Here is a 25,716-nt window from a genome sequence, read left to right on the forward strand (position 1 = left end):
ATCAGTTAGAAAACTAACTTTTTGGATCTGGATTCTTTTTTTGTTCTGTTTTACTTTTAGTGATTTACACCAACTTTTCCAACACTGCCAACACAATCTTAGAAGACTGTTTTACCGCAATCGGTAAAAACTCATCAAAAGAGAGATGTGACTCTTTATCCGCCACATCGGAAATAGCACGAATAACGACAAACGGCACATTAAAAGCATAACACGTGTGTGCTATTGCCGCCGCCTCCATTTCCACAGCCGCCACCTCAGGAAAATTCTGACGAATTTGAGCAATCATTTCTGCTCCGTTGATAAATTGATCGCCAGAACAAACCAAACCGATAACCGCATTTTGCGCCTGCTCGGTTACCACTGTTTTCACCGTTTCAATCAATTTTTTATCTGCCGTAAATTTTTCCGGACACGCCGGTAACTGCCCTTTCGCATAACCAAAAGCGGTAACATCAGAATCGTGATAGCACACTTTATCAGAAATAATAATATCGCCGATATTTAATTGTGAATTTAAACCTCCTGCCGAGCCGGTATTAATAATACAATCCGGTTGGCAAGTTAAAATCAATGCTGTTGTTCCCATTGCTGCTGCGGTTTTGCCAATTCCTGATTGCAATAATGCCACCTGATGACGACCGATTTCGCCCTCATAAATTGTACAAGTCGCTAATTTATTAATGCGTTTATTTTTCATTAAATTCTGTAAGATTTCGACTTCTTGTGCCATCGCACCAACAATACCTATTTTCATTTTTTTCCTCGTTGTTCTTGTACAATTTTTGCTATTAATGAATCCAAAACCGCCATTGTGTAATCGTCATTATAGAGCGTACTGCCGGTTAAAACATAACGCCCACTGACCGAAACAAACGGCAAGGTAAATACACCATATTTTAAGGTCGAGTTAATGGATTGATTCACTTTAGCGGCAACCAATTCCGAATTAAACACATCCAAAAAGGTTTCAATATTAATCTGCTTGCGTGTCAGCCACTCTTGTAAGAATTTGCCTCGATTACGGCTATTTCGATTAAACTTCTGTTCCGCCGTATCAAAAATAAATAGATCGGCAAGATCCGGATGTCCCATACTCTCTAGAGAGTAATAAACCGCTGCCGAAAAATAACCTCCCGGTGTCGCCGCCGGAATCCATTCAATATCAACTTTATCCGGATTCATGCGTTTATATAAACTCAAATTATCCGCCGCCATTAAACAAATACGACACTCATAGGAAAAGAAAAATTTAATTTTGATCTTATTGTCTGCTGCCGGTTCTTCTTGTATCGGTTGCTTATAGGAAAAATAGTCCTTACCATCTTTAAAAATCGGCAACTGTTCTGCGTAACTCACCGTCGCCGATAACGCAAAAAGCAAAAAATAAAAAATTTGCATTGCCAACTTAATACTGTTCATTATTTATTCCAATACCTCTATATAATTGACTAATAGTTGCACTTGTCTATTACATCTATACTCATTGATTGAAAGATGATAGACCATCCGTGCTGTTTTAATCGATAAATCAGGGAACCGTCTAGTATCGACATTAAACTGAATTGCATCAAACAATCCTCCTCCCTGTATCGGTTCCAGCAACATTTTTAGATGTTTTTCCCCTACAAGTCGTTGCTGTAAGATGCGAAATTCTCCATCAAATTGAGGCTCTGGAAAATGTTGCCCCCACGGACCGGCAAATTGCAACATTTCCGCCGTTGTTACATTCATTTGTTGAGCGCCTAATTCACCATCAGTATAAATAACACCTTGTAATGATTTTTCATTCAACCAAGCTTTTGCATACTGGTTGAACAATCGTTGAAATTCCGGGAAATATCTCTGGTGAATACTCAAACCGGCTGCCATTGCGTGACCGCCGAATTTAATAATGATTTCAGGATGTTGACAATGGATATGATCAAGCAGATCACGAATATGCAAACCTTCTATTGAACGCGCAGAACCACGCAAAATGCCCTCATCTTCCTGTGTAAAAATCGCTGTCGGACGATGAAATTGATCTTTCATTCTTGCCGCTAAAATGCCTAATACGCCTTGATGCCAATCCGGACGATAAAGCGCAATAGCAAAAGTATCTTCCTGATAGATCGGTTTTAACTCACGCAAATAATGCAATGCTTCCTGTTTCATCCCAATTTCTATCTCTTTGCGCGTTTTATTAAGTGTATCCAATTCCAGCGCTAACGCTCGCGCCTGTTCCATTGTTTCTGATAAAAGTAACTCCACGCCAATCGACATATTATCAATTCTACCGGCAGCATTTAATCGGGGAGCAATAGAAAAACCTAAATGACTAGAAACTATTTGTGTAATATCAAGATTAGCGACTTCAATTAAAGCACGAATTCCACAATGGCAATGTTGAGCGCGTATTCTTGCCAAGCCTTGAGAAACAAGAATACGGTTATTGTGATCCAACGGCACCACATCAGCCACCGTTCCCAATGCGACAAAATCCAATAATTCCGCAAAGTTAGGCTCTTTTTTATCGGCAAAAAGTCCTTGTTGGCGAAAGGCAGCGCGTAATGCCACCATTAAATAGAAAGTTACGCCCACGCCGGCGAGATATTTGGATGGGAAACCGCAATGCGCTAAATTAGGATTAACAATAACATCGGCATTTGGCAATTTTTCTCCCGGCAAATGGTGATCGGTCACAATCACTTGTACCTGATGCTGTTTTAAATAATCAACTCCCTCTAGTGAGGAAACGCCGTTATCAACAGTAATCACCAACTGCGCCTGTTTGTCCAACGCATCTTGCGCCACAGAAACACTCAAGCCATAACCTTGTTCAAAACGATCCGGCACTAAGAAATCAACTGACTGAAAACCTAACTGACGTAAAGCGAATACCGCAACCGCAATACTGGTTGCGCCATCCGCATCAAAATCACCGACAATCACAACCCGCTTTTGTTGATGATAGGCTTCAATCAATAACGCCGTTGCTTGCTCCAAATGCGTCAATAAAGAGGGCGGCAACATATATTTCAAGGCATAATTCAATTCCGCTTCAGATGCTATGCCTCGACTGCGATAAATGCGATCCAATAACGGATCAGCGTTCACTTGAACTCCGTTTGCAACTTCTCTCCGTTGAATAATTTTTACAGCCTGATCGTTCATACTATTTTTACTGCTCTATCTACTACAATTCTGCTTTTAAGCCTTCAAGTATTACTCTTGTAAGATTTTTAACAACTCTTGCGGCGGCACGTAACCTCCCAACAATTCACCGCTAGGCAAAATGATACTCGGTGTGCCACGCACGCCATATTGTAAACCTAATTGGTAATGTTTGCTGACGATATTCGGCGTTTTCATTTTGGTCGGCAAATGACCTTTTTCAGCTTCATTCAACGCATATGCCGGATCTTTATCCGTCCAAATACTTTCCATTTGTTGTGCCGCTTGGCTGGATAATCCGCCTCTTGGAAAAGCTAAATAACGTACGGTAATACCCAAATCATTATATTGTTTCAACTGTTCGTGCAGAATATGGCAATAATGGCAGGTAATATCCATAAATACCGTAACCACATATTTTTCTTTTTTTGCCGGATAAACAATCATCTCATTTTTTAAATTTTCTACTTGTGCTGCCAATAATTTATTGGAAAGATTAATTGCACCGTCATCCGTTAATTGATACAAATTGCCTTGCAATACATATTTGCCATCTTCAGAAACATATAAAATGCCTTGATCGGTAACTGCCGCTTTCAAGCCATTTAATGGCGAATCTTGAACTTCCACTTTTTCAACGCCCAATTTCTTTAATTGCGCAATAATTTTCGCGTTATCGGCGAAAACTGTGGTCACCATAGAAAGTGCCAATAATGCTAATAGCTGTTTTTTCATAATTTATCCTTTTATATATTTTTTTACTGGTGCAAAACTTTGTCGATGTTCAGCCAAAATGCCATATTTTTCAATCGATTCCAAATGCAATTTGGTCGGATAACCTTTGTGACGATCAAAGCCGTATTGCGGATATTTTTGATGCAATAATAACATTTCCTGATCTCGTGCAACTTTTGCCAAAATGGATGCCGCACTGATTTCCGCTACTAAACTATCTCCTTTTACCACTGCTTGTGCTGCTATCTTTAACGCTGATGGAATTCTGTTACCGTCAATCAAGACAAAATCCGGCTGAATGTGTAATCCTTGTACTGCACGGCACATCGCTAACATTGTTGCTTGTAAAATATTAATCCGATCAATCTCTGCTGCTTCTGCTCTACCCAAACTCCACGCTAACGCCTTTTCTTTTATCTCTTCAGCAAGCAACTGACGTTTTTTTTCAGACAATTTTTTAGAATCGGCTAAACCGGCTATCGGTCTTTCTGGATCTAAAATCACTGCTGCTGTTACCACTGCACCGACTAATGGACCTCGACCGACCTCATCCACGCCGGCAATCAGTTTTGCATTCGGATAGACAAAATCGGTCATACTTCAATATTTCCTTCTAAAATATCGCTTACCGCTTCTGCCGCTAATTTATCCGCATCTTGTTGGATAGATCGATGCAAATCGGTAAACGTTTGCCGTAATTCAGCACAATAGCGGCGATCCTGTTCACTTTCAGAAAAGTAGATTGTCAATTTTTCTGCCAATAATGTCGGCTCACATTGTTCTTGAATCATCTCCGGCACCAACATTTTATTCGCTAAAATATTAGGCAAGGAAATATAATTGGTTTTCACTAATCGTTTTGCTAACCAATAAGTGCTGCCTTTCATTTTATAGCCAACTACCATCGGTGATTTACATAACATTGCTTCCAATGCTGCCGTGCCGGATGCCAATAATGTCGCTTCCGCCGCAATCATCGCCTGCTTAGCGTGTCCATTTAATAAAATCATTTCCAGATCCGGTGCAGTCTGCTGCAAAATTTGCTCAAACTGTTGACGACGTTTCTCGTTCGCCAACGGTACTAATAATTTGATATCTGGATATTGTTGTTTAAGCAAAATAGCGGTTTTAATAAAAGTTTCCGCCAAAAAAGCAACTTCATTATGGCGACTACCAACTAAAATCGATAAATAACGTTGCTGCGGATCAATTTGTAAAAACTGGCAAGCTTCTAATCGATCAGGTTTCAATGGTAAGGCATCCGCCAAAGTATGCCCTATAAAACGGCAAGGCACTTGATGTTTATCATAAAACGCCTTTTCAAACGGCATAAAAACCAACATCATATTTACTGCCTTAGCAATTTTATGAATTCTATTTTGTCGCCACGCCCATACTGACGGACTCACATAATGCAAGGTTTTAATGCCGTTCTGCTTAAGTTTTAATTCAACATCAATATTAAAATCCGGCGCATCAATCCCGATAAAAACATCTGGTTTTAAGTTTAATAATTGTTCAATCAGTGAGTGGCGTATTTTTAACAAACGAGGTAAATGTTTCACTACTTCCATTAACCCCATAACACTCAACTCTTCCATATCAAAAAGCGACTCAAAACCTTGCTGTTGCATTTTAGTGCCACCGATACCGATAAATTTCGCTTGCGGATAACGAATTTTTAAGGCTTGAATTAATCCTGCACCTAATGTGTCACCGGACACCTCTCCAGCAACAATCGCAATAGTAGGTGCATAATTCACACTAAGCTGAAGATCCTGCATTCTCTTTCTCCTTATTCAACACGTTTGCTGTTTCAATCTCTTAATTTATAGAAAATCAGATAAAATATTCTCTATAAATTCTTTGATCTGGAAGGGCTACACTGCTCCCAAATTAAATACATTCTGCCACCGTAAATGGTGAAGTTATAGCTGCTAACAAGTTTTGATAAATAAACCGCACTTTATTGGTATATAAAGTACGGTTTAGATTCAATTAATAATATAAATACAACAATTAACGAATAATGCCACGTGTTGAACGTTTAAAGAAATCAATAAAGAAACTGATTGAGGACTCAGTTGAAGCAATCTGCTCAATTTCCGGCATAATCTCTTCTAAAGTTTTATCACTACGATAGATCAATTTATAAACACTACGAATAACGTGTAGTGTCGACTTATCAAAACCACGCCGTTTCAATCCTTCAATATTGATACCGAATGGACGAGCGTGATTTCCTTGTGCCATCACATATGGTGGCACATCCTGACTTACCATTGAACCACCACCCAACATTACATGCGCACCAACAATAACAAATTGATGGATAGCTGACATTCCGCCTACGATGACGAAATCATCTAATTGAACGTGTCCTGCTAATGTTGCATTATTAGCCAAAATACAGTTATTTTTAATTTGACAATCGTGTGCAATATGCGCATTCACCATAAATAGATTATTATCACCAATTTTGGTGATTCCACCACCTTGCACTGTGCCTCGATGGATTGTAACGTGTTCACGGATACGGTTATTATTACCAATAACCGTTTCTGTCGGTTCACCAGCATATTTCAAATCCTGATTAATTTCACCAATAGTAGCAAATTGGAAAATATGGTTGTTTTCACCAATTTTCGTTTTGCCTTTTACTACAATGTGTGAATTTAATATAGTATTCGCTCCGATTTCGACTGTTTTCTCTACAATACAAAACGGGCCGATCACCACGTTTTCGGCGATCTTCGCCCCCTCTTCGACAATAGCTGTCGAATGAATCTTGGCACTTGGATGGATCATATTACACTCCTCGTCTGGCACACATCAAATCAGCTTCGCACACTAATTGCCCATCAATTGTCGCTACACCTTTAAAACGCATTACACCACGTCTTTCGCGTTCAAACTCAATCGTTAGTAACAATTGATCACCCGGGAATACCGGTTTTTTAAAACGCGCATTATCAATCGCGGCAAAATAATAAAGCTCATTTTCAGAAAGCTGTGTGGTTTTAAATGCCAACACACCGGCTGCCTGTGCTAATGCCTCAAGGATCAACACGCCCGGAAAAATTGGTTTTTGTGGGAAATGACCGGTAAAACAAGGCTCGTTAACGCTTACATTTTTGATCGCTTTAATCCATTTTCCTTCTTCAAAATCCAGCACTCGATCAACCAACAAAAATGGGTAACGGTGTGGCAAAAGTTGCATAATTTCATCAATATCGACTATTCGTGGTTCTCGTTCGGTTGTCACTGTAGTTGCCCCTTAAAAATAGAGTTAATTGTTGATATTCTTAATTTGTTTTTCTAACGCTTTCAAACGCTTATTCATATCGTTAATGCCCAATGTTAAAGCTGCGGTCTTACGCCACTCCTTATTAGTTTGTAACGGAATGCCTGAAGAATAGACGCCTGGTTTGGTGATCGGACGCATCACCATCCCCATACCAGTAATGGTAACACCATCACAAATTTCCATATGACCGTTAATCACGCTTGCACCACCAATCAAGCAATAACGCCCAACGTGCAAACTACCAGCCATAATCACACCTCCAGCAATAGCCGTTCCTGTACCAATATGGACGTTATGTGCAATTTGACAGAGGTTATCAATAATTACATTATCTTCAATTACGGTAGAATCCAATGCTCCACGATCAATACAGGTGCAAGCTCCAATTTCAACACGATTACCGATAATCACGCTACCAGTTTGAGGAATTTTAATCCATTTCCCCTTCTCATTCGCATAACCGAATCCATCACTACCGATAACTGCTGAGGATTGAATTAAACAGTCTTCACCGATCTCAACATTGTGATAAACCGATACATTTGCCCATAATTTTGTTCTTGCACCAATTTTAGCATTTTTACCAATAAAACATCCGGCACCAATACAAACATCATCACCAATGATAGCTCCATCTTCAATTACGGCATTCGCTCCAATGCTGACATTTTTTCCTAATAATGCGCTTGTAGAAATCACTGCGCTTTCTGCAATATCGGCAGAAGGTTGCGGTGTAATATCCATTAATTGTGCCAAAATTGCATAAGCTACATAAGGATCTTTCACAACAATCACATTCTGATCATCAGCGCAATAAGGCAAATCGGCTTCGCTAACCAACAACACACCGGCTTGGCTTTGTGCAAGTAGTGGGCGAAGCTTAGGATTAGAAATGAAGGTTAATTGTTGCGAAGTCGCACGTTCCAACGGTGCAATACTCTCAACGAAAATATCGGCGTTACCCTTAAGAGTACCGCCGACTTTTTCCGCCAAATCAATTAGACGGTATTGTTGCATATTCCAGCGAGCTCCTATTTTTTATCTGCTGCCGGTGCAAGTTTAGCCATTACATCTTTAGTAATATTTTTGTTATCTGTAGCAAAAGCAACAGCATTTGCATCAATCACGAAAGTGTATTTTTTCTCTTTAGCAATTTCATTAATTACTTTTTGAATAGACTCAACAACTTTATTATCCTCTTCTGCACGACGAGCATTGATTTTTTGTTGTAATTCACTAGCTTCTTTATCATAGTCAACACGTAATTTGTTGATTTCGTCTTCACGTTTTTTGATATCTGCTTGACGTAAGTTTTTCGCATCTTTCTGTAATTTTTGGATTTTATCCATAATTACTTTTTCTTTCTTCTGTAATTCCTCTACAGGTGTTTTGAATTCAGCATCCAATTTTTTCAATGCCGCTTCACGTTCCGGTGCGTGTTGGAAAATATAAGCAGAATTAATAAATACGATATTTTCCTCTGCATTTGCTGCTGAAGCAAATAATGCACTGCTCGCCAATGCTAAAGTTAATCCTGCAACTTTTAATGATTTTTTCATAAAAAACTCCTAACGATTTTTAAATTATTGAGTATATTAGAGAACTTATCCTTTAATAAGTTCCCTTTTTAATGATTTAGAATGAACCACCAATACTAAATTGGAACTGTTCAATATCATCACCATCATATTTTTTAATAGGTTTTGCATAAGAGAATACCAATGGCCCAATCGGTGATTGCCATTGAAACGAAATCCCTGCTGATGCTCTAATTCGGCTTGGATCGCTATAATCTGGAATACCTTGTGTTGATAACGACTTATCCCAATGTGTATCCCAAACACTTGCCGCATCTACGAATAATGAAGTTCTCACTGAAGTTTGATTCTTATCGCTAACAAACGGAGTCGGCATAATCAACTCAACACTTGCGGTTCCCATTACATTACCACCAACCACATCGTCATCAATACCATCTTTATAACAATTAAAGTTTGTATTAATTTTGTTTCCTACTACCGACTTACATATATTGGTATCGATATACAATGCATTTGGACCCACAGAACCATAAGAAAATCCACGTAATGAGCCTATGCCACCAGCAGTATAATATTGATAAAACGGTAATTTCTTACCACCAAAACCATTAGCATAGTTAATGCCTGCTCGTCCGGAAATTACCCACGAATTATCTCGATTTAATGGATAATAGCCAATAATATTGGCATTCAGTTTATAGTATTTGTTATCAGAACCCGGAATACTCACTCTACCACCGATAGTCGCTTTCACCCCTTGAGTCGGAAAGAAACCACGATTCAAGCTGTTGTAAACCCAACCTAAACTAAAATCAAAATCATCATTGGAGAATTCCCAAGAATCCGCTTTGATAGAATCAAGATAAAGCGCACGATGATATTCAGGATCGATATCTTTTAATTTATTATGTGCGTAACTTAAACCAAGATAGTAAGAGTTATTTTCATTAACAGGAAAACCTAAAGTAGCATCTACACCATAAGAGGTTTTTGAGTAGGATGCTTGGTCATCATTTTTCGAGTTATCATATTTATCGTAGAAAACACTTCCGCCAAGACTGACACCATCTTTAGTAAAATAAGGCTCGTTATAACCTAATGCGATACTCATACCATAATCATTTTTTGTACCTGATAAACTAGCCGATGCCCCTGTTCCCAAGAAATTATCCTGTTTCACGCTAGCGTTATAACTTAAACCGCTTTCAGTACCGTAACCAATACCGAAGTTGATACTTCCGGTATTCCGCTCTTTTACATTATAGATGACATCCATTTGATCATTAGTGCCATTAACCATTTCTGTGCTGCTTTCAACCGTTTCAAAGAAACCAGTACGCTCTAAACGTAATTTACCTTGTTGAATTGCAGAAAGTGAATACAATGCACCTTCCTGTTGACGCATTTCCTGACGCAATGTTTTATCTGCACTGGCATCATTTCCTTTAAATATGATATTTCGCACATAATAACGACGACCTGCATCCACTACATAAGTCAAATTCACTTTATGATTAGCTTCATCAAATTCCGGTACTAAATTCACTTGTGCTGCGGCATAACTATGATTACCTAAAATATTCTTAATACCATCTTCCACATCTTTAGCGTTATCACCGTTAAACAACTCACCAACATAGATTTTTTTCAACAACGGCTGCATTTCATCTGATAAACCGGCAGTATCACCGACAATACGAACACCGCTCACTTCATATTTATCGCCTTCGGAAACATCAATGGTAATGTTGATGTCTTTCTTGTCTTCGCTAACATCAGTTTTCACATCGATAATATTGAATTTCGGATAACCGTGATTGAGATAGAAAGTTTTTAATGCTTGTAAATCTTTTTGGAATTTTTGTTGATCTAACTTACTGCTAGCAAAGAAATTCCACCAAGACACATCTGGCTGAATTTCCATCTGCTCTAATAAAGTAGAACTATCAAAAGATTTATTTCCTTCAAATTTGATCTGTTTCACCAATGCACGATCACCTTCTACAATCTCTAACTTCACATTAGCTTGATTACCGTTGACGGTATCGACATTAAAATGCACTTTGGCATTATAAAAACCAATAGAATGATAATAATTAACCAGTTCCGTGCTGAATGCGTCCATTTTTTCACGATTCAATAGACTACCTTGTTTAATATTATTAGCATCTAAATTTTGTTGTAATGCGTCTTTTGGAATCGAATCATTGCCAGAAATTTCAAGGCTACTGATCGTAGCCCGTTGAGTTACGTTAACGACTAGTGTATTCCCTTCCTGTGAAGCTTGTACATTAGCAAAAGAACCATTCAAATATAAAGTCCGCACAACATGCGCAATATCTCGATCTGTAATAGTTTGCCCTACTTTAACCGGCAATTGTGCCATAACGGCAGGCTTATTATCCGCCGCTACGCCATCAATACGGATATCTTTTACTACAAACGGTGCAGCAAACGTTGTTGTGCTGCTGAATAATAAAGTGGTTAATAAAAGTTTTTTCATATTGCTTAATCCTGTTGTTCGAATAACAGTAAAATCTCATTTTTTATGGTTGTATTATAAACGCATTATATCATTAAATAATACAAAAACCGTGAGCCATAATAGTAATGCAATCCCAATTCGGTATGCAATATTCTGTATTTTTTCCGATACTGGTCGTTTAGTGATACCTTCTATCAATAAAAACACTATTTGACCACCATCTAAAACTGGCAATGGAAACAAATTCATCATTCCTAAGTTTACACTGATCAATGCCATAAAACGTAAGAAATAGGTAAAACCATTTTCCGATGATATACCCGCTCCTTGTGCAATCGAAATTGGCCCTCCTAAGCTGTTTAGACCAACCTCACCAGTAAAAAGTTTACCAATAATTTTTAGTGTCGCCCACGACAACTGCTCTACCATTTGCCACGAATGTGAAAATGCGGAAAGCGGATCATACTGCTGCGTTTCAATATATTTTGCATCAACTTGATGTACTGTTGGCATCACACCGATATAAGGCTTTCCTTTTTCGTTTAATTCAGGTTGAATCTTAACTGTTTGTGCTTGACCATTTCTTTGAATTGTCAATTCAAAAGGCTGTAATTTATATTGTTGAATTGCTTCAACAAACTGTCGCCAATTCACTTTCTGTCCATTAATTGCCACTATCTGATCACCAACTTTCAAGTCACTTTTTTGTGCCGGAGAATTTTCTGATATTTTAGCAATCACATTTTCAATTTTTGTTGCTTTCGGCTCAATTCCCAATGCCGTCATTGCCGATTGTTCACTTGGATCAAAATGCCAGTTTTCCAAGTGCAATACTTTATTCACAGAATTATCTGATGTGGTATCCCGTAAAGAAATAGTTACGAAAGGTTCCCCCATTTTCGCCGCTAACACTAGATTAACATCTTCCCAGTTATGAATAGCCTGCTGATCAATAGCTGTAATCTGATAATCTTTTGGCAATTTTGCCTGTGCTGCAATAGAGTCAGGACGGATATTATCAATAATAGGACGCAAAGTAGGAATGCCAATCAGATATACGATCCAAAAAGCGAACAGTGCAAATAAAAAATTCGCTAATGGTCCAGCGGCATAAATCAGCAGGCGATTACGTACAGGTTGATAATTAAATGCCTTTTGACGCAATTCCGGTGCAACAGTTTCATTGCGCTCATCCAGCATTTTGACATAGCCACCGAGAGGAATAAGAGAAATAGCAAACTCAGTACCATATTTATCCGTCTTGCGCCATATTACCTTTCCAAAGCCTATGGAAAAACGTTGCACCATTACCCCACATCGTCTAGCTACCCAAAAATGCCCAAATTCGTGTACAAACACGAGAATAGCAATAACAACAATAAATGATAAAGTTGTCCACAAAAATGATGGCATAGCAATCCTTAATTTAAAACAAAGAAAAAGGCACTGAATACAGGCAACGCAGCAGTTAAACTGTCAATACGATCCATAATACCGCCATGTCCCGGAATCAATTGACTACTATCTTTGATGCCGCAATGGCGTTTAAACATACTCTCACTTAAATCGCCAAGAATAGATACAAACACAGTTAATATAGATACTGTAATTAATTGTAGAAATGAGAGATCGCTTTGTTGATAAAAAGGTGTAATGCTAAGAAAAATACAAGCTACCAATGCAGACAATAATACACCACCAATCGCTCCTTGCCACGTTTTCCCCGGAGAAACTTTAGGTGCTAACTTATGTTTACCAAATTTCCTACCGGCAAAATAGGCGCCGGTATCCGCTGCCCAAACCAATAAAAACACATAAAGTAACAATACAATACCTTGATACGGATTGCTGTTGTAATGATAAAAGCGTAATGCCATCAAGCTTAAAAAGAAGGGAACTAAAGTAAAAAATGCAAATAACAGTTGGGCAATGCTAGAATTTCCCCAAAATGCTGTACTTTTCGGATAACTCAACACCAAGCAAAAAGCAATAATCCACCATACCAATGAAGAAACAATCAATAATTCAGACATATTATTCAGAATATTACCAACTGAAATATAATCGCTATTAGCATAAAGGAATAAATAAAGAAATGCCGCAGCAATCGTAGCAATAATCAGGCGAACAATCGGTTGTTTAATATTAGCAAATTGCGTCCATTCCCACACTGCCAAAGTAACCAACAATGCTACAGTACAAGCAAACAGCAATGGAGGAAAAACAAATAATACAATGAAAACAATGGCAACTAATACCAATGCAGACAAAATTCGAGCTTTTAACAAAATAGACTCCTATGATCCTTTTGAAAGGGCTCCGAACCGGCGCTCCCGTTGTTGATAAAAATATAATGCTTGTTCAAACTCTTGCTCTGAAAAATCTGGCCATAAAACTTCTGTAAAATAGAATTCAGCATAAGCCGCTTGCCACAGCAAAAAATTACTGATGCGTTGTTCACCGCTGGTACGGATCAAAAGATCAACCATCGGTTGATTTTCGGTTGTTAAATAATTTGAAAACAGAGATTCATCCACATTTTCCAACTCAATAACGCCACGCTGAACTTCATAACACATATGTTTTGCTGCCTGTAAAATATCCCATCTGCCGCCATAATTAGCAGCAATATTTAGCGTTAATTGGGTGTTATTTTGTGTGAGCTGTTCCGCATGATGAATTCGTTTTTGTAATCCTTCACTGAATCGGGAAATATCGCCAAGAATATTTAATCGAATATTATTCTTATGCAATTTATTCACTTCCAGATCAAGCATTCTAATAAAAAGATCCATTAGTGCATTCACTTCATTCTCTGGCCTCTGCCAATTTTCACTGCTGAATGCATAAAGTGTTAAATATTTGATACCGGTTTGTGCCGCATAATAAACTGCACGTTTAACTGCTTGCGCACCATTTCGATGCCCAAAAACGCGCAATTTACCTTTTTGTTTTGCCCAGCGACCATTACCATCCATAATGATAGCAACGTGCTGAGGAATATTTTCCGGATCTAACGACATTTTTCACCAAATAGACTAATTAAAATCGAGCGACAATATACCACGTGAACTATAGATTAAAAACTTAAAATACGATCATTAGCAACTTCTCTGGCGATTTTATCAACATCTAACACATCATCTACTGAATTAATTGCTTGTGAAGGAATTTTTTCGACAACAAATCGATTAATTTCGGCAATTTGAGTAAATTTAAGTCTTTGTTGTAGAAATGCCTCAACCGCTACCTCATTTGCGGCATTCATTGCTGTTGTTGCATATTGTCCAGCAGCAAATGCTTCAATCGCTAACTTTAAATTAGGATAACGTTGAAAATCCGCTTCCATAAAAGTTAACTCAGAAATTTTGGTAAAATCTAATGGTGCTACCCCGGAAACAATCCGTTTCGGGTAAGACATCGCTTCAGCAATAGGTGTCCGCATATCTGGAGTACCCATTTGTGCAATAACACTACCGTCAATATAACGTACCATTGAATGAATAATTGATTGCGGATGAATAATAATTTCCATCTGTTCCGCACTCGCATTAAATAACCAACGAGCCTCAATATATTCCAGCCCTTTATTCATCATTGTGGCAGAATCAACAGAGATTTTTGCTCCCATAGACCAATTAGGATGCGCAATAGCCTGTGCTGGAGTAATAGTTTCAAACTCATCCAACGGTTTAGTTCTGAATGGTCCGCCGGAACCGGTTAGCACAATTTTACTAATACCTAAGCGTTGTAATTCACAAAAACCGATATTTTGTTGTGCTTCCACTGGTAATGATTGAAATATCGCATTATGTTCACTGTCCACCGGCAATAATGTTGCACCATATTGTTTTACTGCATTGAGAAAAACCTGTCCGCAAGTTACTAAAGATTCTTTGTTTGCCAACAAAATACGTTTGCCTGCTTTAATTGCCGACAAAGTCGGTAATAATCCTGCCGCACCAACAATTGCCGCCATTACCATATCTGCTTTTTCGTGTGCCGCCAATTCACAAATCGCTTCTTCGCCCGCCAATACTTCTGTCGCACAACCTTGTCGTTTTAATTTTTCCGCTACCTGTTTAGCGGCATCATGGTTTGCTAAAGCAACAAAGAGCGGTTCAAATTCTAAACATTGCTCTGTGATCAGCTCAACATTACTATTGGCAACTAACGCAAAAACCTGATAATCCTTATTTTGTTTAATGACAGAGAGTGTACTTTTCCCGATTGAGCCGGTAGAACCTAAGATAACGATATTTTTCATAATGTTAGATTGATCTGTTAATAGACGTATTTCAATATTGGATAAGCGCTGTAATATTAATCTTATTAGCCAAGTTTAGGAACAATTCCAATCCCGATTTACCATATCTGCTAAAATTTTAATAAAAAATAACTGGTACGAGCCGCACCAGTTACTTCATATTGCAATTAGAAATCCATTAATTCTTTTTCTTTTTCTGCTAATGCTTCATCAACTTTCTTCACATAAAGATCTGTTAATTTTTGGATTTCATCCTGTGCCTTACGTTCATCATTTTCACTGATTTCTTTTTCTTTCAATAATGCTTTAATTTTATCATTTGCATCACGACGAATATTACGAACTGCAACGCGCCCTTGTTCCGCTTCAGCTCGAACAATTTTAGTTAAATCACGACGACGCTCTTCTGTTAATGGTGGGAGTGGAACACGAATTATAGTACCTGCAGATGCTGGATTTAATCCCAAATCTGATGCCATAATCGCTTTTTCTACAGCAGAAATAAGGCTACGGTCAAATACAGTGATAGCAAGTGTACGAGCATCTTCAGCCACTACATTCGCTACCTGACGCAAAGGTGTTGCTGCACCATAGTACTCAACGTGAATACCATCCAATAAACTTGGATGAGCGCGTCCGGTACGAATTTTTGAAATTTGATTTTTTAACGCTTCAACACTTTTTTCCATACGTTGTTGCGCTTCATCTTTAATTGTTTTAATCACACTATGTTCCTTTTATTTTGAATGAAATGACAATTTCTGATATTTTATTTGCAAAATAATCCATAAGGGTTTACTGCCTTATGGATTTTGTGCAAATATGAATCCAGTTTTTACTCTTTCAATCCTATTCCCGCCATATAGCGGTTGCCAATTTAGAGGATTGCTTGAATTGTAACGAATGCAAAACGATTTTTAAATCTATTTTTTGTCTGTAATTAATGTACCTTCCGGTTCACCGAGGATAACGCGACGCAATGCGCCTGGTTTATTCATATTAAATACACGAATCGGCATTCCGTGATCACGTGCCAATGTAAAGGCTGCCAAATCCATCACTTTTAACTCTTTTTCCAACACTTCCTGATAAGTCAATGTAGAATAAAGTTTAGCATTCGGATTGGTAGCCGGATCACAATCATAAACCCCGTCTACTTTGGTCGCTTTCAATACCACATCTGCTTCAATTTCTATACCACGAAGACAAGCTGCTGAATCAGTAGTAAAGAACGGATTTCCTGTCCCTGCTGAAAAAATAACAACTTGCCCCTGTCTTAATAAACGAATCGCTTGCGCCCAGCTATAAGTATCACACACACCGTTTAATGGAAACGCCGACATCAATTTTGCATTTACATCGGCACGATGTAAGGAATCGCGCATCGCTAAACCATTCATTACAGTCGCCAACATTCCCATATGGTCACCAACAACACGGTTCATACCCGCTTTAGCCAATTTTGCACCACGGAATAAATTCCCCCCACCTAATACAACCGCTACTTGCACACCTAACTCAAGCAAATCTTTAATCTCCATTGCCATACGGTCAAGAATAGAAGGATCAATACCAAAACCCTCTTCTCCTTGCAAAGCTTCGCCACTTAATTTAAGCAAAATACGGTTATAAATCGGTTTTAATTGACTCATTGTGCTTTCCTTTTTTATTTCCAAATAAATTATTTATCATTCTTTTTAATATCACTATAATTTCAAAAATACTAAATAATTTATTTATAAAAAAAGCGAGTTTCCTCGCTTTTTTCACTCATTAATTAGGCTTTTGACATCGCTGCAACTTCTGCTGCGAAATCAGATTCAACCTTCTCAATACCTTCACCTACTTCTAAACGAATGAAGCTAGATACTGTCGCACCTTTTTCTTTTAATAATTCACCAACAGTTTTTGATGGATCCATTACAAATGGTTGACCTGTTAAAGACACTTCGCCGGTAAATTTCTTCATACGGCCTTCTACCATTTTTTCTGCAATTTCACGAGGTTTACCAGATTGCATTGCAATATCAACCTGAATTTGACGTTCGTGAGCAACAACATCTGCTGGAACATCAGAAGGATTTACATATTCAGGACGACTTGCTGCAATGTGCATTGCGATATGTTTCATTAATTCTTCATCCGCATTGCTTGCTGCAACCAATACACCGATTTTCGCTCCATGCAAGTATGAACCGACAGCATCGCCACTGATTGCAGAAACACGACGAATATTCATATTTTCACCGATCTTCGCCACTAATGCAGTACGTTCATCTTCAAAGTGAGCTTTTAATACATCAATATCTGTTACTTTATTTTCTAACGCATAATCAGCAACTTTGTTTGCCAATGCCAAGAATCCTGAATCTTTTGCTACGAAGTCTGTTTCGCAATTCATTTCAACAGCAACACCATAACCATCTTTAATACGAACGATGATTACACCTTCAGCAGCAACACGACCTGCTTTTTTAGCTGCTTTTGCTTGACCTGATTTACGCATATTGTCGATTGCTAATTCGATATCGCCGTTTGCTTCAACAAGTGCTTTTTTACACTCCATCATACCAGCGCCGGTACGTTCACGTAATTCTTTTACTAATGATGCTGTAATTTCAGCCATTTTTAAATCCTCTCTGTCTACTCGACTTATAAAACAGGGAACTTAAAAAAGTCCCCTGCTAACCAGTTAATTTACTGCGGTTAATAAGGGATTTAACCTTATTATATCCCGATACAATTATTCAGCTTTAGCTTCGGCGTCTGCAGCTAATTCTTCAAAAGCTTCTTCAGCTACTGCACCTTGAGCTTGAGCCTTACCTTCTTTAACAGCTTCTGCCGCTGCAGTTAAGTAAAGTTGAATCGCTCTTACTGCGTCATCGTTACCTGGGATCACGTAATCAACGCCATCCGGATCAGAGTTAGTATCAACAATAGCAAATACAGGAATACCAAGGTTATTTGCTTCTTTAATTGCAATATGTTCGTGGTCTGCTGCGATAACGAATAATGCATCAGGTAAACCACCCATATCTTTGATACCGCCAAGACTTAACTCTAATTTTTCCATCTCACGAGTACGCATTAACGCTTCTTTTTTGGTTAATTTATCAAATGTACCGTCTTGAGATTGAGTTTCTAAATCTTTTAAGCGTTTGATTGATTGACGTACTGTTTTCCAGTTAGTCAACATACCACCTAACCAACGGTGGTTTACATAGAATTGTTGGCAATCTAATGCTGCTGCTTGCACCGGATCGGTTGCTGCACGTTTTGTACCAACGAAAAGAATTTTACCGTTATTTTGTGCAATACGTTTTAATTCTTCTAACGCTGCATTAAACATAGGTAAAGTTTTCTCTAAGTTGATGATATGAACACCATTACGAGGTCCAAAAATGAAAGGTTTCATTTTTGGATTCCAATAACGAGTTTGGTGACCGAAATGAACGCCAGCTTGTAGCATCTCACGCATTGTAACTTGTGCCATAATTTTTTCCTTATTCAATTGGGGTTTAGCCTCCACATATCCCTAAACAACCGACCGTTTGGCACCCCGATTGCTAGTGTCGATATGTGTGTGAATTAAAATTAAACCTTTCAAATTTTTACGACAGAAAGGCGGTGCGTTTTATACCACAAAATACAGTAAAAAACCAATATTATTCGGAAATATTTTATGTATTAATCATTAAAATCCATCCAACACCTGCAAAGCATCACTTAATTTTTTAACTGAAAAAACTTGCATATTTTCAATTGTGTTTTTAGGTCGATTAGCAAATGGCACTATTGCTCTGCGAAAACCGTGCTTAGCTGCTTCACTGATACGTTCCTGTCCACTTGGAACAGGGCGAATTTCGCCTGCCAAACCAACTTCACCAAACACCACCAAATCACGAGGAAGAGAGCGATTACGAAAACTAGAGATTAACGCTAATAATAATGCCAAATCCGCACTGGTTTCTGTCACCTTCACGCCACCAACAACATTGACAAAAATATCCTGATCTGCCATTTGTAAACCACCGTGTCGATGAAGCACTGCTAATAATAATGCTACACGGTTATGATCCAATCCAACCGCCACACGTCGAGGATTTGCCAACAAAGAATGATCTACTAATGCCTGAATTTCCACTAAAAGAGGTCGAGTTCCCTCCCATAATACCACTACGGAACTGCCCGGCGTTTGTTCTTCACCACGGCTTAGGAAAATAGCTGATGGATTTTTAACCTCTTTTAATCCCTGTTCTGTCATTCCAAATACACCCAGTTCATTTACTGCACCGAAACGATTTTTTTGGCTGCGAAGTGTACGAAAACGAGAATCTGCTTCTCCTTCTAATAAAATTGAACAGTCGATACAATGTTCCAACACTTTCGGCCCAGCTAATGTACCGTCCTTTGTCACGTGACCTACCATAATAATCGCCACCTGATTCATTTTGGCATAACGCGTTAAATAAGAGGCGCATTCCCTAACTTGAGAAACACTTCCCGGTGAAGATTGAATGTCTGCCAGATGCATTACCTGAATGGAATCAATTACCATTATTTTCGGTTTTATCTGATCAGCTGTGATACAAATTTGCTCGACCGAAGTTTCTGATAACATTTGTAAATTATCCATCGGTAAATTCAGGCGTTTCGCCCTCATTGCCACTTGCTGTAATGATTCCTCACCCGTAACATAGAGAGTCGGCATTGATTGTGCTAAACCGCACATCACTTGTAATAACAATGTACTTTTACCAGCTCCCGGATGTCCACCAATTAAAATTGCACTGCCCGGCACAATGCCACCGCCTAAGACACGATCAAACTCATTAAAACCGCTACTGAAGCGAGGTAATTCCGACAAACTAATATCAGACAATTTTTGTACTTTACTGCCACTTGCTCCGGCATAACCACTAAAGCGATCATTCTTATTATTTGTGGATGCAATCCTTACTTCTGTTATCGTATTCCACGCGTGGCAAGCACTGCATTGCCCCTGCCAACGAGCATATTCCGCACCACAATCATTACATACATAAGCTGTTTTTACTTTTGCCATACTTATTTCAATGTCATTTTTAATAGATTAATCATTTTTTGTAGATATCTTCCTTGAGAAGTTAATTCCACCAGCCGTTTCAATACGATGTGATTATCCTGCTGCTCCACGTGTTGAGCAATAATTTTTCGGATTTGTTGATATACAAATAAGTTTATTTCAATCATTTCTGACGCATCTTCTTTGTCTGAAAATTGTGCAAACAACACTTCTTGCTCACAACTATGTTGATAAAGCGTGAAGAATAGTCCAATTAATGCTGTTGTTTCCATTTGATTTTGTGATATGAGATCAAGATTGAGTTTTTCTAAATTTTTTAATAATTTCAATTCATATTGAAATAATGCCTTTAATTGCTGCTGTGGTGATTGAAATACCTGTTCAAGAAATTGTCGCCATTCATCGATTGTCATTAGTGTAGCTTTTGGAGTTATTCCAGCTAGTCGATAACCTCTTTCTGCTTTACTAATCTGCCCTAATCTCATTCCATCTAAAAAAAGAAAATGCTGCACAAAATTCAGTACATCCTCTACATTTCCGGATTTTAATTCAAATTCAACCTCACAAATCGGCGCTTTCGCATTATTCGCCTTAATTTCCCCTTGATCGATAGCAATTTCCAATTGTGTACCATTACCAGTTTCCAGTAAATAATATTCCCGCTGAAAATCAGTATAAAAAATAGGTTGGAGTGAACGTTGCAATTCCTCATAAGGACGAGCTAATGTCAATTCAGAAAATTGACTAAATAACTTCAAGTCCGGCTGCTGTTGCGATAAACGAACATTATATTCCGGACGCATATGCAACCCACCTTGTGCTATACCGGCTGTTTTTAAGGTCATCGTATAAACATCATCTTCCTTGCGAACTCGTAACCCCATTCTTTGTTGTGAGAAAAAATAGTCTTCTGTATCAAAATAACAATTTTGACTGGTTGTCTGATAATGTTTTAATAAACGAAAATGACTCAATTCTTGCTTTAAACCATTGATAACTTCTTGATTTGTCGTTAATTTCAATTCTATTTCTTGCATTTTTTCGATTCTCTTACTTAATTTTATCAATTTCGTTACTTTAACAAATTTTGCTATCACTGTATAAAATAAAATCTTGTCAGTAGGAAATACTCTATTGTAAAATTCGCGCAGCTTTTATCTGGCATTACAGCCAACAAACCCAATTAAGGAGATGTCTATGGCAATCAATAATATTCTTGGTCTATTTGCCCAATCCCCCCTTAAACCATTACAAAAGCATTCCACTAAAGTTAATGAAGCATGTGCAATGTTAGTTCCCTTCTTTGAAGCCTGTTATGCCAATGATTGGGATACTGCACAGCAAATTCGTAATAAAATTTCAGAATTAGAAAAGCAAGCTGATTTATTAAAACGTGAAATTCGTTTAAAACTGCCTCGTGGTATTTTTATGCCTGTCGAACGTGGTGATTTGCTGGAATTAGTCACACAACTGGATAAATTGGCGAACTATGCAAAAGATATTTCAGGTCGTGTAATTGGTCGAAAATTACACGTTCCAGAACAAATTCAAACTGAATTTTTAGCTTATGTGCGCCGTAGTTTGGATTCCAGTGATCAAGCTCGTCGAGTAATTGATGAAATGGATCAACTGCTTGAAACCGGCTTCAGAGGACGTGAAGTAAATTTCGTAAACGATATGATCAATGAATTGGATAAAATTGAAGATGATACCGATCATATGCAGATTGTTCTACGTCGCACCCTTCTTGATCTGGAGGCTTCTTATAATCCAATTGATATGATGTTCTTATACAAAATTATCGAATGGGTCGGTGTATTGGCAGATCAAGCACAGCGTGTTGGTTCTCGCATTGAATTGATGTTAGCGCGTTCATAATACAATAACGCGACTTTAATAATTAGGGTTCATTATGGAAACACTATCTAATTACAGCACACTGTTAGTTATCTTAACTGCCGTCTTTGGCTTTTTAATGGCATTTGGAATTGGAGCCAATGACGTTTCAAATGCTATGGGAACTTCTGTCGGCTCAAAAGCAATTACTCCACGTCAAGCAATTATAATTGCAATTATTTTTGAAGGTGCCGGTGCTTATTTAGCCGGTGGTGAAGTAGCGGAAACCATTAAAGATGGTATTATCGATCCAACACTCTTTATTCATCAACCGGATATTCTGGTGTTAGGAATGATGGGTGCTTTGCTCTCTGCCGGTTTCTGGTTAGTATTAGCTTCTCGCTTAGGTTGGCCAGTTTCCACCACACACACCATCATTGGTGCGATTGTTGGTTTTGCCTGTGTTACTATCGGCAGTGATGCTGTAGAGTGGAGCAGTCTATTAGGTATTTTCGGTAGCTGGATTATTACCCCTTTTATCGCAGGTATTATCGCTTATCTCATTTTCGTCAGTACCCAAAAATTAATTTTTGATACCGACAGTCCTTTACTGAATGCAAAACAGTTTGCACCATTTTATATGGGGTTAACCATTTTTATCATTTCATTGGTTACTATTAAAAAAGGCTTAAAACATATCGGCTTACATCTCTCCAATGGGGAAACATTCATTATTTCTTTAGCACTCAGCATCATTGCTATTATCGGCTGTTTTATCTATTTACGTAGCCAATCTTTTGAAAAGAAAGCCAGTGCCGGTTTCGGTGCAGTAGAAAAAGTATTCCGTATCTTAATGCTATTAACCGCTTGTTCTATGGCGTTTGCTCACGGTTCAAATGATGTTGCCAACGCAATTGGCCCACTCTCTGCTGTCGTTTCCATTATTGATCACGGAGGCGTTATTGCCGGTAAAACGACAATGGCGTGGTGGGTATTACCATTGGGTGCGTTAGGTATTATCGCTGGTTTGGCAGTAATGGGGCAACGTGTAATGGAAACCATCGGTACAGGTATTACTGATTTAACACCAAGTCGTGGTTTCGCTGCACAGTTTGCAACAGCAACTACCGTTATTTTAGCATCCGGCACCGGTTTACCAATTTCCACAACACAAACCTTAGTCGGAGCAGTTTTAGGAGTTGGTTTTGCTCGTGGTATCGCAGCATTAAACCTAACCGTTATCCGCAATATTATCTCTTCGTGGATTATTACATTGCCTGCCGGAGCAGTTTTCTCCATTATAATTTTCTATATCCTTAAAGCGATATTATTGTAAAATAATCTCCATAACTTATGGCTAAATATGTAAATTGCATATTTAGCCGCTTTCTTGTTTTATTACGGTTGTTTCAATTCACAAAACAACATTAAGTATCAGGCGATGAATTGTGCTGATTTGGAAAAGATTACACCTCTTCCAAATTAAATTAATTGCACCACCGTGAACGGCGGATTTTCAACCATTTAGGAGTTATTGATGAAGAAAATTATCTCTCTACTTCTCATCTTACTTACTTTTTTAGGCATCGGTTTCAGTGCAAATGCAGAAACTCAATATGTATCAGAAAATTTGAATACCTATTTGCGTAAAGGAGCAGGTGATCAATTCAAACTCGTCGGTACAATTAAATCAGGTGAAGCCGTCACTATTTTAAATAAAAAAGATAAATATACCCAAATCAGAGACAGTCGTAATCGTGAAGGCTGGATCTTAACTAGTGAACTCACTCCCAACGCAAGTAGCAAAGAACAACTACCTGTTTTGCAAAAACAGATTGATGAGTTGACGTTAAGACTAAATCGGATTAATAACGACTGGCAACAACGTACCAACGAAATGCAACGTCGAACTCAACAAGCTGAAAAACAGAGCAGCGAATTATTAGAGCAGAATTCCCAACTTAATCGCCAAGTCGAAATTCTCAAAAATAAGAATAAAGATCTTGAAGCAATGTTAGATTCTGAGAAACGTGGATTGATTATCCGTTGGTTTATTTACGGCGGTTCTGTGCTTGCTGTCGGTTTAATTTTAGGCCTGATTATTCCTATGATTATTCCGAGAAGACGTAGAGATCGTTGGTAATGACAGAAGAAATTAAAATCTATTTAGTTGGTGGTGCAGTGCGTGACCGTCTTTTAGGATTACCGGTCAAAGATAGAGATTGGTTGGTCGTTCACGCCACTCCTGAATGGCTATTAAACCAAGGCTATATCCAAGTGGGAAAAGATTTTCCGGTTTTCCTCCACCCACAAACAAAAGAAGAATATGCCTTAGCGCGTACTGAACGCAAAAATGGTCGAGGATATACCGGTTTTTATTGTGATTTCTCCCCTGATATTACGTTAGAACAAGATCTAAAACGTCGTGATTTAACCATTAATGCTATTGCTCAAGATACTGACGGCAATTTATATGATCCTTTTCACGGCATTCAAGATCTAAAACAACGTAAATTACGCCATATATCTCCGGCTTTTTGCGAAGATCCATTGCGAATTCTACGTGTTGCTCGTTTTGCAGCACGTTTTTATGCATTTAATTTTACTATTGCGCCGGAAACCATCGATTTAATGAAGTCTATGGTAAAACAGGGAGAATTAGCTGATCTCACCGTTGAACGAATTTGGCTAGAAACTGAAAAAGCATTATTATCGCCACGTTGTGATGTCTATTTTTCAATATTACATAAAATAGGTGCCACTTCATTATTTCCCGAATTTAAATCACTGTTTCAAGGTAAATGCGATTTACTGACACAAAGTTTGAAACGGCTAAATTTATTGTTAGAAGATCAACCCCCTGATCAATCCACACTCTTTCATTTTGTGTTGTTCTGTGCTTTGTTGGTCAGTTCAGAAACATTGTCAGCAACACAACGAAAACAATTGATAGAAAAAATTCAACAATTGTGCCAACGTTACAAAATACCTAACCACTACGGCGAACTAGCGAAAATTGCAATGCAGTTTACCTTACCGTTTGCTCAAACAGAACGCCTTAGTGCCAACGATGTAATAGATGTACTTGATCAATTAGATTGTTGGCGAAAACCACAGAGATTACAACAACTTAATATTTTATATCGTGCCATATTTACCGATTTTGGTTTAGCACAGGAAAAACAGTGGGAACATTGGTATCAACAAGCGAAAAATGTTGATATTCAACAAATTATTGCGGACGGTTTTCAAAAACAGGCAATCAAAAAAGAGCTATATCGCCGCCGTGTCGCCACCATTTCACAATACTTTAACGGATAAAAC

25 protein-coding genes are annotated in these 25,716 nt (G+C 38.2%); 4 read left to right on the forward strand and 21 right to left on the reverse strand.

The window, feature by feature from the left end:
* Positions 1-64: 64 nt before the first annotated feature.
* The 21 genes from mtnN to ACXPAV_RS07225 form a co-directional block, all read right to left on the reverse strand.
* Positions 65-757 carry a 5'-methylthioadenosine/S-adenosylhomocysteine nucleosidase gene (mtnN, locus tag ACXPAV_RS07125; protein ID WP_302508040.1) on the reverse strand — a complete coding sequence of 231 codons (693 nt, stop codon included), beginning with the start codon at positions 755-757 and terminating at the stop codon, positions 65-67.
* Positions 754-1,422: a thiol:disulfide interchange protein gene (locus tag ACXPAV_RS07130; protein WP_458003091.1), complete on the reverse strand. Its 669-nt coding sequence runs from the start codon at positions 1,420-1,422 to the stop codon at positions 754-756. The genes mtnN and ACXPAV_RS07130 overlap by 4 nt, the downstream gene beginning before the upstream one ends.
* Before the next feature lie 3 nt (positions 1,423-1,425).
* Positions 1,426-3,156 carry a single-stranded-DNA-specific exonuclease RecJ gene (recJ, locus tag ACXPAV_RS07135; RefSeq protein WP_458003092.1) on the reverse strand — a complete coding sequence of 577 codons (1,731 nt, stop codon included), beginning with the start codon at positions 3,154-3,156 and terminating at the stop codon, positions 1,426-1,428.
* A gap of 51 nt (positions 3,157-3,207) precedes the next feature.
* Entirely contained in the window at positions 3,208-3,891 is a 684-nt protein-coding gene (gene dsbC, locus ACXPAV_RS07140; RefSeq protein WP_039155654.1) for a bifunctional protein-disulfide isomerase/oxidoreductase DsbC, read from the reverse strand.
* Between the two features lie 3 nt (positions 3,892-3,894).
* Complete coding sequence (gene rnhB / locus ACXPAV_RS07145) at positions 3,895-4,488, reverse strand: ribonuclease HII (RefSeq protein WP_458003093.1); 594 nt, start codon at positions 4,486-4,488, stop codon at positions 3,895-3,897.
* Positions 4,485-5,675, reverse strand: coding sequence for a lipid-A-disaccharide synthase (lpxB, locus tag ACXPAV_RS07150; RefSeq protein ID WP_065233121.1), 1,191 nt, complete (start codon positions 5,673-5,675; stop codon positions 4,485-4,487). The genes rnhB and lpxB overlap by 4 nt, the downstream gene beginning before the upstream one ends.
* Positions 5,676-5,910: 235 nt before the next feature.
* Positions 5,911-6,699, reverse strand: a complete 789-nt coding sequence (gene lpxA / locus ACXPAV_RS07155; protein WP_065230420.1) for an acyl-ACP--UDP-N-acetylglucosamine O-acyltransferase — start codon at positions 6,697-6,699, stop codon at positions 5,911-5,913.
* 1 nt (position 6,700) lies between these two features.
* Positions 6,701-7,156 (reverse strand): 3-hydroxyacyl-ACP dehydratase FabZ, encoded by a 456-nt coding sequence (gene fabZ / locus ACXPAV_RS07160; protein WP_013746660.1) that lies wholly within the window; start codon positions 7,154-7,156, stop codon positions 6,701-6,703.
* 24 nt (positions 7,157-7,180) lie between these two features.
* On the reverse strand, positions 7,181-8,215 hold the full coding sequence (lpxD, locus tag ACXPAV_RS07165) for a UDP-3-O-(3-hydroxymyristoyl)glucosamine N-acyltransferase (protein WP_458003094.1): 1,035 nt from the start codon (positions 8,213-8,215) through the stop codon (positions 7,181-7,183).
* A gap of 14 nt (positions 8,216-8,229) precedes the next feature.
* A complete protein-coding gene (locus ACXPAV_RS07170; RefSeq protein ID WP_039171594.1) occupies positions 8,230-8,757 on the reverse strand; it encodes an OmpH/Skp family outer membrane protein in 528 nt (175 codons plus the stop codon).
* 76 nt (positions 8,758-8,833) lie between these two features.
* Positions 8,834-11,242: an outer membrane protein assembly factor BamA gene (gene bamA, locus ACXPAV_RS07175; RefSeq protein ID WP_458003095.1), complete on the reverse strand. Its 2,409-nt coding sequence runs from the start codon at positions 11,240-11,242 to the stop codon at positions 8,834-8,836.
* 54 nt (positions 11,243-11,296) lie between these two features.
* Complete coding sequence (rseP, locus tag ACXPAV_RS07180; RefSeq protein ID WP_458003096.1) at positions 11,297-12,637, reverse strand: sigma E protease regulator RseP; 1,341 nt, start codon at positions 12,635-12,637, stop codon at positions 11,297-11,299.
* 8 nt (positions 12,638-12,645) lie between these two features.
* The gene (locus tag ACXPAV_RS07185; protein WP_039136078.1) at positions 12,646-13,512 is read right to left on the reverse strand and encodes a CDP-archaeol synthase; all 867 of its coding nucleotides are present in this window, start codon (positions 13,510-13,512) and stop codon (positions 12,646-12,648) included.
* A 9-nt stretch (positions 13,513-13,521) separates the two neighbouring features.
* Positions 13,522-14,247, reverse strand: coding sequence for a polyprenyl diphosphate synthase (gene uppS, locus ACXPAV_RS07190; RefSeq protein ID WP_458003097.1), 726 nt, complete (start codon positions 14,245-14,247; stop codon positions 13,522-13,524).
* Between the two features lie 56 nt (positions 14,248-14,303).
* Positions 14,304-15,491: a 1-deoxy-D-xylulose-5-phosphate reductoisomerase gene (ispC, locus tag ACXPAV_RS07195; protein ID WP_039136082.1), complete on the reverse strand. Its 1,188-nt coding sequence runs from the start codon at positions 15,489-15,491 to the stop codon at positions 14,304-14,306.
* A gap of 167 nt (positions 15,492-15,658) precedes the next feature.
* Positions 15,659-16,216, reverse strand: coding sequence for a ribosome recycling factor (gene frr / locus ACXPAV_RS07200; protein WP_021461170.1), 558 nt, complete (start codon positions 16,214-16,216; stop codon positions 15,659-15,661).
* Positions 16,217-16,414: 198 nt separating this feature from the next.
* Positions 16,415-17,143 carry a UMP kinase gene (gene pyrH / locus ACXPAV_RS07205; protein WP_021461169.1) on the reverse strand — a complete coding sequence of 243 codons (729 nt, stop codon included), beginning with the start codon at positions 17,141-17,143 and terminating at the stop codon, positions 16,415-16,417.
* Positions 17,144-17,268: 125 nt separating this feature from the next.
* A complete protein-coding gene (tsf, locus tag ACXPAV_RS07210) occupies positions 17,269-18,117 on the reverse strand; it encodes a translation elongation factor Ts (RefSeq protein WP_021461168.1) in 849 nt (282 codons plus the stop codon).
* A gap of 117 nt (positions 18,118-18,234) precedes the next feature.
* A complete protein-coding gene (gene rpsB, locus ACXPAV_RS07215; protein ID WP_021461167.1) occupies positions 18,235-18,984 on the reverse strand; it encodes a 30S ribosomal protein S2 in 750 nt (249 codons plus the stop codon).
* A 201-nt stretch (positions 18,985-19,185) separates the two neighbouring features.
* The gene (gene radA / locus ACXPAV_RS07220; RefSeq protein ID WP_039136085.1) at positions 19,186-20,556 is read right to left on the reverse strand and encodes a DNA repair protein RadA; all 1,371 of its coding nucleotides are present in this window, start codon (positions 20,554-20,556) and stop codon (positions 19,186-19,188) included.
* A 2-nt stretch (positions 20,557-20,558) separates the two neighbouring features.
* The gene (locus ACXPAV_RS07225; protein ID WP_458003098.1) at positions 20,559-21,593 is read right to left on the reverse strand and encodes a CYTH domain-containing protein; all 1,035 of its coding nucleotides are present in this window, start codon (positions 21,591-21,593) and stop codon (positions 20,559-20,561) included.
* Between the two features lie 160 nt (positions 21,594-21,753).
* Between ACXPAV_RS07225 and ACXPAV_RS07230 the strand changes: the two genes are divergently transcribed.
* From ACXPAV_RS07230 to ACXPAV_RS07245, 4 genes are all read left to right on the forward strand, one after another.
* A complete protein-coding gene (locus tag ACXPAV_RS07230; protein ID WP_039136089.1) occupies positions 21,754-22,434 on the forward strand; it encodes a TIGR00153 family protein in 681 nt (226 codons plus the stop codon).
* Positions 22,435-22,468: 34 nt separating this feature from the next.
* A complete protein-coding gene (locus ACXPAV_RS07235) occupies positions 22,469-23,728 on the forward strand; it encodes an inorganic phosphate transporter (protein WP_021461164.1) in 1,260 nt (419 codons plus the stop codon).
* 201 nt (positions 23,729-23,929) lie between these two features.
* Complete coding sequence (locus ACXPAV_RS07240; RefSeq protein WP_458003099.1) at positions 23,930-24,535, forward strand: TIGR04211 family SH3 domain-containing protein; 606 nt, start codon at positions 23,930-23,932, stop codon at positions 24,533-24,535.
* Positions 24,535-25,713 carry a CCA tRNA nucleotidyltransferase gene (locus ACXPAV_RS07245; RefSeq protein WP_458003100.1) on the forward strand — a complete coding sequence of 393 codons (1,179 nt, stop codon included), beginning with the start codon at positions 24,535-24,537 and terminating at the stop codon, positions 25,711-25,713. The genes ACXPAV_RS07240 and ACXPAV_RS07245 overlap by 1 nt, the downstream gene beginning before the upstream one ends.
* The last annotated feature ends 3 nt before the right edge of the window (positions 25,714-25,716 follow it).

The organism is Gallibacterium sp. ZY190522 (genome assembly GCF_054166015.1).